General features: G+C 59.3%; 12 protein-coding genes. All 12 read left to right on the forward strand.

What is annotated here, in order from left to right; translation table 11 throughout:
• The first annotated feature begins 66 nt into the window (after positions 1-66).
• The 12 genes from HIJ39_RS25255 (at position 67) to HIJ39_RS19050 (ending at position 10735) form a co-directional block, all read left to right on the forward strand.
• Complete coding sequence (locus tag HIJ39_RS25255) at positions 67-282, forward strand: type II toxin-antitoxin system PemK/MazF family toxin (protein WP_169102513.1); 216 nt, start codon at positions 67-69, stop codon at positions 280-282.
• Positions 283-536: 254 nt separating this feature from the next.
• The gene (locus tag HIJ39_RS25260) at positions 537-722 is read left to right on the forward strand and encodes a helix-turn-helix domain-containing protein (RefSeq protein WP_420824581.1); all 186 of its coding nucleotides are present in this window, start codon (positions 537-539) and stop codon (positions 720-722) included.
• 700 nt (positions 723-1422) lie between these two features.
• Positions 1423-2196 carry a Fic family protein gene (locus HIJ39_RS19005; RefSeq protein WP_169102515.1) on the forward strand — a complete coding sequence of 258 codons (774 nt, stop codon included), beginning with the start codon at positions 1423-1425 and terminating at the stop codon, positions 2194-2196.
• Between the two features lie 67 nt (positions 2197-2263).
• On the forward strand, positions 2264-2830 hold the full coding sequence (locus HIJ39_RS19010; RefSeq protein WP_169102517.1) for a dephospho-CoA kinase: 567 nt from the start codon (positions 2264-2266) through the stop codon (positions 2828-2830).
• Between the two features lie 302 nt (positions 2831-3132).
• Positions 3133-4578 carry an RNA-guided endonuclease InsQ/TnpB family protein gene (locus HIJ39_RS19015; protein WP_169102519.1) on the forward strand — a complete coding sequence of 482 codons (1446 nt, stop codon included), beginning with the start codon at positions 3133-3135 and terminating at the stop codon, positions 4576-4578.
• Positions 4579-5026: 448 nt separating this feature from the next.
• Positions 5027-6109, forward strand: coding sequence for an RRXRR domain-containing protein (locus tag HIJ39_RS19020; protein ID WP_169102521.1), 1083 nt, complete (start codon positions 5027-5029; stop codon positions 6107-6109).
• Between the two features lie 90 nt (positions 6110-6199).
• On the forward strand, positions 6200-7096 hold the full coding sequence (locus HIJ39_RS19025; RefSeq protein ID WP_169102523.1) for a DUF6744 family protein: 897 nt from the start codon (positions 6200-6202) through the stop codon (positions 7094-7096).
• Between the two features lie 122 nt (positions 7097-7218).
• Positions 7219-8124 (forward strand): DNA topoisomerase, encoded by a 906-nt coding sequence (locus HIJ39_RS19030; RefSeq protein ID WP_169102525.1) that lies wholly within the window; start codon positions 7219-7221, stop codon positions 8122-8124.
• Between the two features lie 193 nt (positions 8125-8317).
• Positions 8318-9397 carry an RRXRR domain-containing protein gene (locus tag HIJ39_RS19035; protein ID WP_169102527.1) on the forward strand — a complete coding sequence of 360 codons (1080 nt, stop codon included), beginning with the start codon at positions 8318-8320 and terminating at the stop codon, positions 9395-9397.
• A gap of 24 nt (positions 9398-9421) precedes the next feature.
• Positions 9422-10162: a DNA topoisomerase gene (locus HIJ39_RS19040; protein WP_169102529.1), complete on the forward strand. Its 741-nt coding sequence runs from the start codon at positions 9422-9424 to the stop codon at positions 10160-10162.
• Between the two features lie 102 nt (positions 10163-10264).
• Positions 10265-10504, forward strand: coding sequence for a DUF4258 domain-containing protein (locus HIJ39_RS19045; RefSeq protein WP_169102531.1), 240 nt, complete (start codon positions 10265-10267; stop codon positions 10502-10504).
• Positions 10505-10522: 18 nt separating this feature from the next.
• Positions 10523-10735: a DUF2283 domain-containing protein gene (locus tag HIJ39_RS19050; RefSeq protein ID WP_169102533.1), complete on the forward strand. Its 213-nt coding sequence runs from the start codon at positions 10523-10525 to the stop codon at positions 10733-10735.
• Positions 10736-10971 lie beyond the last annotated feature (236 nt).

Raw genomic sequence — 10971 nt, forward strand, 5'->3', positions numbered from 1 at the left:
TTCGAAGACCGAGTCCGCCAGCCCTTACAGAATTTGGAGTCTTGAAAAACTGTTTACACAAAATCCTTGACACTCCTGCTTACCAGCCAGGAACCCAAGAAAAAGTATACACACCACATTGAGATCGACCCTGTTCCGGGGCTTGCCCGCGATCATTGGGCCAGTTCCTATGAAGTACGCTCGGTCGACAAGTTGCGCACGCAGCTCAAAACGCATCGGGTTTCTGGTGATACCTTGGATCGTATTAGCGATGCTATCGTCAAGACCCTCGCTCTCCGATAGAGGATCACCACCTGGTGGAAATGCTTGACACGTTGGGGGTGGTGAATCATACTATGTGTATCAAAGATGCGGAGCGTTAGATCGAGACTATTGTTATTGCTGTTTTCGGCAGCCCAATCTGATCGAGGCTCCGGGCCATTGGCCCATAATCAAAGCCGCAGAGGGATCCGTCCCCCTGCGGTATGTCTTTTTGCGCCGCGGTCGGGCTGGTGTGAGCAACCCGATTTTATCTTTTGATGATAGGAGTGTGCATCATGGATTGTACGGTCTTGCCATGGAAAATCGCACGAAAATTTAAGGGGCTGAGCCAGGGCGAGCTGGCCCGGCGGGCGCAAGTGGACCAAAGCCACTTGTCGAAAGTAGCGTCGGGTAAGTATTGCAGGGCCGGACTTTGCCGCGGCACTGTGGGCAGTGCTGGGGCCGCTTGGTGCTCCCTTTGAGCTGGCTGAATTCTTTCGAAACCCCGCAACAGCAGACATCTCTCAAGTGTGGTGCTGTGAGCTTGCTCGTGTTCTTTCGACGATCGACAGTCGGTGGAGCGTCGACCTTGTCCGACCGTGGTTTCCGGGCCGACATTATCCTCCGGCATTTTCTCCGAATGACTATGCCGGACTGATTTGGTGGGTCGCGATATGGTCCAAAGTGTTAAATATTCCTTTCCCTGATGCGGTGACAACGCATCTGCATAGTCCATCGGGCGAAATCATTCGCACATTTCGGAGTTGGACAAGTACAGTCGCATCGAAAGGTCTCGGTCTCGAGATGGATATCGCCCGCCATGGCTCCGAAACATTTCCGGTTGATTTGTGGTCATTGTTGAATCCCGACGAGCGCGCTGCAGTGGTACTGCTGGTCCGGCGGCTCGCAGAGCCGCAAATCCGTAACCAATAGCGGGAGTTAGGACGGGTACGGTGATGAGAGAATACCCGTGGCACATGCTGGTCGAACAAAGGATTGAGCGCAGCATTCCGCACTCGGTCGGCCGTTTTACGCACGAATGCCGATCGAGTGTGATAGGCTAACACTCAGAAGAAAAAGGATCCGTGGTGAATGACTCTTAGATGGCGTTCTGGCAACTGCTTCGGATGGGACTTGGGTGATTAAATATAGCGCCATGAAAAATGATTCCGGAGGTGCGTAATGAACAACTCTGCGTGGTTGATGATGCTCGACCGACGACTTGAGCGCATCAACAAAGCGCGGCCGTTGCCAGTAGAGACGCGGCGTTCCTTGGCCGCCGCCTTGCGTACTCATATGACCTATGCCTCGAATGCCATCGAAGGCAACCGGCTTACTTTGGCCGAAACCCAAGTCGTATTGAAAGGCGTAACCGTTGGCGGCAAACCATTACGTGACCATTTGGAAGCGATTGACCACGCAGAAGCGTGGGACGCGATGCTTCACTGGGCTCACTCATCGGACCCGGTGACGCCATGGCTGCTCCGGTCCCTGCATAGCCTCGTCTTGCGGCGGTCTCAGCCGGACACGGCCGGGCAGTTTCGGACCGTGCCAGTCGCCATAGCCGGCAGTCGTCTTGTCCCGCCGGATCCTTCCGTTGTAACGCCTTCCGTTGACGACTTGATGGGGGAATGGAACATCGCTACCGGACACCCTGTCGCAGTCAGTGCAGAAATGCACGCCCGATTGATGGCCATTCATCCTTTTGTCGATGGCAATGGTCGCACCGGGCGTCTGTTGCTCAACCTTTGGTTGATGCGGAATCAGTATCTGCCAGCCTTGCTAGAGCCTGATGATCGGCCCGCCTACTACGCCGCATTGCAAGCCGCGGACCAAGGCGACATGCAACCGATTGGTTCGGTAGTCATTCAGGGCATCGGCCGGACGCTCGGTATCTATGAAGAGGTCCTGCGAATCACCCCAAACCCGGAGGCCCCGCGGGGCCCACGTTTGTAGCCTTATCGTCCAGGGCCCCAGCCGCCAGCTGGGGTTGTCTCTTTTTTGCGAAACGGGAGGAATATGTATGCGACCCATTTTGCTCGCAGGTCCTGCGGGCTCCGGCAAGGATACCGCCGCGCGGATGTTAGCCGGCAAGTTCGGCGTGGCCATTCATCACTTGGCCGATCCCATCATCGCCACGCTGGATACGCCCGCGTGGCAGGATACTATGAATCGTCTGATCGGCGAGGGCGTGGACCCAGGCACTGTGCGGCGGCGCGCCAAGCAAATCGTGGGGGACGCGTTCCGCACGATGGACATCGACGCCCTTGTGAATGCCTTGGTGGCGCGGGCGGAGTCCGATGCCCCGGCGGTGGTGGTGCCCGACGTGCGGCTCTGGAGCGAGTGGACGCGGTTTCGGACGCTCTGGCCGGAGGCTCTGCTGGTTTATTGTCAAACGCCCGACGCCATTCGTATGCAACGACTTCGCGAGCGGGACGGGGCCGTGTTGGGCGAAGACGCGGGGCAGCATCGCACGGAACAAGAAGTGCGGTTGCTGCGCGAGTTCGCGGACTTAGTTTGGGACAACGGCGGACCGGCATCCGAAACATGGCCTCGATTGCGCGAGTGGGTCGCGGAACACACCGCCTGAGTGGAAGTGGTTGGCCAAATCCCGTCTACGGATCAATAAGTCGTCCATGCCGGGTGATACCATTAAGCCGACTACCCCACTCAATAAATCGAGGGGACAAGCATGAACATCATGCCCGCGCATTCCCCTTCTTAGGCGATAGCCAAGAGGGGGTCAAGTCCCACGGGGATTCCCTTCGGTCACGGGCCAGCCCGCCGGGCTCAAGAACTCACGCACATCGGGATCAGACGTTCGGCTTGGCTGGCGAAAAATATCTGTGGTATACTTTGGCTAAGGAACAACTGTTCGCGAAAGGATACCCAATGCTGAACGGTTACAAGTTTCGCCTATACCCAAACACCGACCAGCAACAGATTTTGCTCCGCTGGATCGGATGCCAACGACTCATCTACAACGCGAAAGTGCAAGAAGATCGCTATTACCGCCGCTTTCAGCAACGGATGGTCGGCACGGCCGGCGAAGCGATCCCGGTGGATCAACAATACAGCCGATTTGTCAACGACACGACGGCGTTTCTTCGCCACGTGCCCTCGCAAATTCTTCGCAATGGGGCGGTAAAATTCCGGCAGGCGTACACCCGCTTTTTTCAAAAGCTTGGGGGTCGTCCCAAGATTAAAAAGAAGACCGGACGGCAAGCGGTGTGGCTGACTGCGGAGCTGTTTCAGTTCATACCCGTGGCCGACGGCACAGGCGGCTACCAACTCCGGGTTGGCACCACCAAATTTCCCGTCGGCATCATCCCGTATGTGGCGCATCGGGCGCATGCCATACCCGCGTCGATTCACATTGCCGTCGAAGGCGGTCAATGGTGGCTGTCATTTGCGGCCGACGATCCGACCATTGCCATCGCGGGAAACGATGCCGACACGGCGACGGAACGGATCGCCGAGGCTTTGCGCCACCTGTCCGCGGACCAGCTCGCCGAGCGCACGCTCGGCGGCGACCGGGGCGTCGCCAAACCGTTAGTGACGTCTGATGGACAGGTCTTTGATCTCCAACCGGTGCAAAAGTCCCGGATAAAGAAAAGTCAGCAGCAACGCCAGAAATGGCAACGGCGGGCCGCCCGACGCAGGAAGGGCTCGAAGAACCACCGCAAAGCCCAGCAGAAAGCCGCTCGCTATCACCGGTACGAAAAGAACGTGCGGCACGAGTATGCCCATCAAACCAGTCATCAGTTGGTCGCGAATGACACCTGGGATCTCTATGTCTTCGAGGATCTCAAGATTTCCCACATGACCAAGCGCCCGAAGGCGAAGCGCGATGCCCACGGCCGGTTTCTACCGAACGGCAGAAAAGCGAAGGCGGGCCTCAACCGGGTGATCTTGGCCTCCGCGTGGAGCGACGTGGTGTCATTCACGCGCTATAAAGCGCTGCGTCAGGGCAAGTTGGTCATTACGGTCCCGCCCCAACACAGTTCGCAGGAATGTGCGGTCTGCACATTCACCTCCCCGGACAATCGGAAGAGTCAATCCGAATTTGTCTGTCAACGCTGCGGACACACGGATAATGCGGACCACAATGCTGCGGTGGTCATTGCTCAGCGCGGCATCACAAAACTTCTGTCTGGAATTCCGCTGACCAAGAAGCACAAACCGACGCGGATTTTTCGGACACTAGGGCCGGAACGGTCCGAAGTCACGCCTGGGGAGATGCGCGTAAGACGTCTGGGGCCCACGGTCCCGGCGCAGCGATCCATGAGCCAGGAACTTTCGGGAGCGATCCCGGAAACCTCCGCCTCGGCCTCGTAGAGGCCAGGCGGCGGGAGAGTTCATGCCCTGGTACTGCGATGTGTGTCAAGCACCCTTTGCTCATTGGCAGGACGCCTGCGACCACGAACTCAAAGTGCATCACATCACCCGCCCTGCTTAACCTCACGTGCCACAATACAACCCCCGAATCGGCCCGCGTCCTCCGGCGCGGGCTTTGTCGCATCAATCGTCAATGACCCCCACCTGAGCCGTTGGCCCGAGGTGGGGGCTTGTGAAGAGGCTTTCACGACGCAAGCATTGTACTAGACCATTTTCATAGGCACAGCAGGACTAACGCCACGGAATCTTTCCCAAGTTCCGCGCACGAAGGGGCGCGAGAGTCCGCGTCAGGTCGGATCCAGAGGTCCGACGACACAGCCTGCCGTGGCATGGTCGATGGGACGTGGCATTCGCCACACAAACTCCAACAGGAGGAGGCCTATCCTCAATGAGAGTCCCAGTCGTTTCCCTGCACGGGAACCCGCTCAGTCCCACAACGCCGGCCAAGGCGCGTAAGTTGCTCCGCAGTGGCGGAGCCGTCCCGAAACGCAATGCGCTCGGCACGTTCTTTATTCAGCTAACCCATCCGACGCGGGAAGAGATCCCCCACGATACCGTCGTCGGCATTGATCCCGGCAAGCTCTACTCGGGCGTCAGCGTGCAAACGCCCCAAGCGACCCTGTGGATGGGGCATCTCGTCCTGCCGTTCCCCCTGGTCCAAAAAGCAATGGCTGATCGGCGGCAATCCCGCCGCTTCCGGCGGTATCGTAAAACACCCCACCGCCCGATCCACTTTCTCCATCGGACCGGTCACAAGATTCCCCCCAGCATTAAAGCCAACCGCGAACTGGAGTGGCGGGTGCTCCAAGAACTCGCCAAAATTTACCCCATCACCCACGTGGTCTACGAAGTCGTGAAGGCCCGCGGCACCCAATCGTTCAGCCCGGTCATGGTCGGTCAGCAATGGCAGATGAATCGTTTGGCCGAACGCTGGCCCCTCGAACCCCGGCAAGGCTGGGAGACCGCGCAGCTCCGGCTCGCATTAGATCTCAAGAAAACGCGCAAGAAAGCCGAACGCTCTCCGGCCAGCCATGCCGTCGACGGCGTGGCTCTCGCGGCGAGTCATTTTCTACACTATGTCCCGTTTTACGAGAAAAATGGCGATCACGGCCAGCGTTGGGAAGGAACGTGTCACGTGACGGAAGCGCCGTTTGCCGTGATTCAACGGCCGCTCTTCTTTCGCCGGGCGCTCCATTTTCGGAACCCGCTATCCCATGGCCGACGCAAGCGCAAAGGGGGCACGATTACCCCCTGGTCGATCCGCAAAGGCGATTACGTCGAAGCCATGAAAGCCGGTCTCACGGTACGAGGCTATGTGTCCGGCTATACGCAGACCCCAACGACAAAGGCACTTTCCGTGGCGGATGCCCGCTGGCATCGCCTTGGACAATTTGCGGTCTCGAGCGTCCGTCTCCTTTGGCGTTCGACACGGCGGCTGCTCGTTCAGGCGGTACCGTCTGCCCCCTGCTAACGTCTCAACCCTTCGGCATTCCTCCCGCCGCTGACCTGCGGTGCAGTGGGGGAATCCTGCCAGGATTTTGTTGATAAGGAGTGGATTCGCATGTCTGAACAGATGTTGCAGCAAGACGATTTGATGGCGCAGTTGATGGCGTCTCATCCGAACGTGGGGCGGTTGGCGTGGTTCACGGTTGACGAAGGGCTGGTGGACCAACAGCAGTGGCTACAAGGGTTGATGCGCGCAGGCCTGACCGCGTACGGAGCTCCTAAGGGCATTCCAGCCACGACGGCGTACTTGCGCGGCCTGCGGTCAATGCAAGCCGCGGCGCCAGGTCGAACTCTCATTCGCCGCGTTGAGCGGGAGCGAGGTCGCACCGTACACCACTGGATCGAAGAAACCGTCAGCGGTGGACAGGTTCATTTCCGGCCCTTGGCCGCCATTGCGCGGGACACGAAGCACGACGTGATCAGCATTCAGCGCTTGGATCAGATGACCTCGGAGCAAGACGATGCCTTGTCGCGGCTGACGGAGTTCGTGGATACCGCCCAGCGCACCTTCACCGCCGGCGACCGACGTCGTCAGATTCGCGGTTGGTTCTCGGGCGTGGGGGCGTTGCAAATGGCGCACGCGGGTCCGATGCAGTTCATCCCTGAAACCGCGGTGGGCTTGATTGACGCCTTAAACCAGGCCCAGGACGACCTCGGGATTCACGTCTGGTCGATGCCGCTGACGCGCTCAGCCGACGTCATTGGCACGTTGACGCAGAGTCTGGACAAAGAGGTCACCCGGAAGACGGCGGCGCTCCTAAAGAGCGTTCAAGACGCCAAGAAGGCCGGGAAGACCCCGACGACCGCACAACAGGCCAAGTTGGTGCAACAGCTCCGCGAGTTGGATTCGCGGGTCAACCGCTACGCGGGTCTCTTCGGTGAACAGCTCGACAACCTGACCATGCAGCTCGACCTCGCGCGGCAAACCGTGCGCGGAGCGTTGGCGGAGTAAGAACGGGGGAGGGGGCGACCCCTCCCCCGTTTTTTTATGAGAGAGGCCCCGGGCCTTCGAGAAGAAAGCGAAGCAGGAATTTCCCGTCGCGTGTCGATTACTACGTAAAGGGGGTTGCGACTTTGCGGCTTATCATTGCGGAAAAACCCAGTGTCGCGCTCGATATTGCGCACACGCTCGGCCAAACCCAAAAGCACGAGGGATACGTGACGGTCGGATCCGATACGATCACGTGGGCCTATGGTCACCTCGTCACACTGGCGAGTCCGGAACAATACGATCCCACATGGAAAACGTGGGCATGGGCCACGTTGCCAATGCTGCCTGATCGGTTTCAGCTGACCGCCATCCCGAAAACCCAGGCCCATCTGAAGATCGTGATCGGTCTCATGAAACAGGCTGACCGCATCGTGAATGCCTGCGATTCGGATAGAGAGGGAGAAAGCATCTTTCGGCTCATTCACAGCCTATCCGGCGTGAAGAAACCCGTTGACCGGCTGTGGCTCTCGGAAAACACGCCCTCGGCGATTCGGAAAGCGTTGGCATCCATGAAGCCCGCCAAAGACTATGACGATCTCGCCAAAGCCGCTTTGGCCCGAGCGCAAGCGGATTGGCTCGTGGGCCTCAACGCCACCCGGGCCTTTTCGCTCCGCCATGGACAACCGGGGCAGCCGCTCTCGGTGGGGCGGGTGCAAACGCCGACGCTCAAGATTATCGTCGACCGGGATCGGGAAATCGGCACGTTTAAGCCGACGCCCTATTGGCAGCTGGCTGTTAAATTTCAAGCTCCCGCCGGCGACTATACCGGCATTTGGCAGGGCCCTGAAAAAGAACACGCCGCTCGGATACCAAGTAAGGCGCAAGCGGACGGGTTGGCCCAAAAGCTCCCGCCAGGGACGCCGGGGAAGATTTCGCGCCTCGAGAAAAAGACCGTGTCCATCAAACCGCCGTTCTTTTTCTCCGTCAATGACCCCCACCTGAGCCGTTGGCCCGAGGTGGGGGCTTGTGAAGAGACTTTCGCAACGTAAGCATTGCACTAGACCGTTTTCATCGGCACTTCGGGACCAACGCCACGGAATGTTTCCCAAGTTCCGCGCACGAAGGGACGCGAGAGTCCGCGTCAGGTGCGGTGTTCCACCGCACGACACAGCCCGAAGTTGCATGGTCGATGGGACGCCGCTTCTGGCGGCACAGACTCCATTTCGGAGGAGGACTATCCTCATGCGTATTGCGGTTGTCTCTCTGCACGGAAAACCCCTCAGCCCGACGACGCCTGCGAAAGCGCGCAAGCTGATCAAAAGCGGAGGCGCGATTCCCAAACGGGATAAGCTGGGCACGTTTTACCTCCAGCTAACCCATCCGACGCGGGAAGAGATCCCCCACGATACCGTCGTCGGCATTGATCCCGGCAAGCTCTACTCGGGCGTCAGCGTGCAAACGCCCCAAGCGACCCTGTGGATGGGGCATCTCGTCCTGCCGTTCCCCCTGGTCCAAAAAGCAATGGCTGATCGGCGGCAATCCCGCCGCTTCCGGCGGTATCGTAAAACACCCCACCGCCCGATCCACTTTCTCCATCGGACCGGTCACAAGATTCCCCCCAGCATTAAAGCCAACCGCGAACTGGAGTGGCGGGTGCTCCAAGAACTCGCCAAAATTTACCCCATCACCCACGTGGTCTACGAAGTCGTGAAGGCCCGCGGCACCCAATCGTTCAGCCCGGTCATGGTCGGTCAGCAATGGCAGATGAATCGTTTGGCCGAACGCTGGCCCCTCGAACCCCGGCAAGGCTGGGAGACCGCGCAGCTCCGGCTCGCATTAGATCTCAAGAAAACGCGCAAGAAAGCCGAACGCTCTCCGGCCAGCCATGCCGTCGACGGCGTGGCTCTCGCGGCGAGTCATTTTCTACACTATGTCCCGTTTTACGAGAAAAATGGCGATCACGGCCAGCGTTGGGAAGGAACGTGTCACGTGACGGAAGCGCCGTTTGCCGTGATTCAACGGCCGCTCTTCTTTCGCCGGGCGCTCCATTTTCGGAACCCGCTATCCCATGGCCGACGCAAGCGCAAAGGGGGCACGATTACCCCCTGGTCGATCCGCAAAGGCGATTACGTCGAAGCCATGAAAGCCGGTCTCACGGTACGAGGCTATGTGTCCGGCTATACGCAGACCCCAACGACAAAGGCACTTTCCGTGGCGGATGCCCGCTGGCATCGCCTTGGTCAGTTTGCCGTTTCTCATGTGCGATTGCTCAGTCGATCCGCGCGCCTCCTCGTGACGCCATTTTCCTCAGCCCGCTGCTAGAAGCCCACCGATCCGGACGCCGCGTTGCCACCCGGCCTCCGGTCGGGCGATGCGGTCACGGTGCTCGATGCGACGGTGAGCGACAAGGAGACCAAACCGCCTGCCAGGCTCACCGATGCCAGCCTCTTGGCCTTGATGGAAAAGTACGGGCTTGGCACGCCGGCGACCCGCGCCCGCACCCTGGAAGTGCTCTTGGCCCGTGAATACATTCGACGCGAGAAAAAGACGCTGGTCTCGACCGACAAGGGCCAGCGCTTGCTGCGCGTGCTGCCGGAGACGTTGCAATCGCCCGACTTAACCGGGGCCTGGGAAGCGCGCTTGGAGGCGATTGCCGAGTCGTCCGATGATCCGCGGGCCTTTCTCGGGGACATTCGCCAGTTGACGCAGGACGTGGTGGACGCGGCACGTCATCAGACAGGGGAGGGGATTCAAACGCCCAGTGCGTTCGGACAGTGCCCGTTATGCAAGAAGGGCGAAATCCGTGAGAGCCCGAAAGGGTGGGGGTGCTCGGAGTGGAAAGACGGGTGCCGCTTCATGATTTGGAAAATCGTGGCGGGCAAGAAGCTCACGGCAACCCAGGTCAAAACTTTGCTATCCGGAAAAACCACGGCGGTCATCAAGGGATTTAAGAGCAAGGCGGGAAAGTCGTTCGACGCCCGGTTGAAACTGGACGGTCCGGAAGGACGGGTGGCCTTTGAGTTCGAGACGCGTTCGGCTTCGACCCCCGGAAAACCATCCCCTAAGCGCGGAGTGGAGGTTCCGTGATGGTGACAGCCTCCGCACGCCCCCAAGTGCATCCTGCCCCGCGCATCTCACGTTTTTCTCCGTGTTCCATGATACACTGATGTTATAGCGAAAGGTGATCGGATGAAACGCATTGTATTCGGCCGTCATGCGCGGCGGCAAATGCAGTTATACCGAATTACCCTCGCCGAGGTTGAGGCCATCATCCGGCATCCTGAGCATCGCCAGCCGTCTATCCACGGCTCGGGACGGGAAGACTGCTATGGACAAGTCGAGACGCGAGGTTGGATTCGGGTCGTCATCTATGAGGACACCCAGCAAATCACGGTGGTTACGGCGCATCCGCGTCGGCACTATCCATAGAGAGGAGAGATATTGATCGTGCGAATCGATTACGATCCGGACGCCCATGCTCTTTACATCACGGTGAGAGATGCGGAGCCGACCTTTGGCGAAGATGTGTCCCCCGGGGTTATCGGCCATTATGATAGCACAGGTCATCTGGTCGGTGTCGAAATATTGGATGTCATCGGCCCCGTTGATGCCATGCGTCATCTCACCATTCCCGACCCGGCTCCTTCCGTCTCCGCTTAGCGTGCGCGCGGACGGAGACGTGGCGCCCTCGGAACAGACGAAGGGCCTCGACGACCATCTGGCCAGCGCTGCTACCTGCTGCCACGCCGTCGCACTGTAGTGCTGTCCTGAATTATCCTGGGGGCTGTCCCAATAGTCACCCGCACGGGTGACTGGGGCGGACCCTGATGAAAGTCAAGTGACCCTCGCTCCTAGTAAGCGAGGGTCGCTTGCTTCAAGAGGTTGTGGGCCACGCT

Source organism: Sulfobacillus harzensis (assembly GCF_012933365.1).
Taxonomy (GTDB): domain Bacteria; phylum Bacillota; class Sulfobacillia; order Sulfobacillales; family Sulfobacillaceae; genus Sulfobacillus_B; species Sulfobacillus_B harzensis.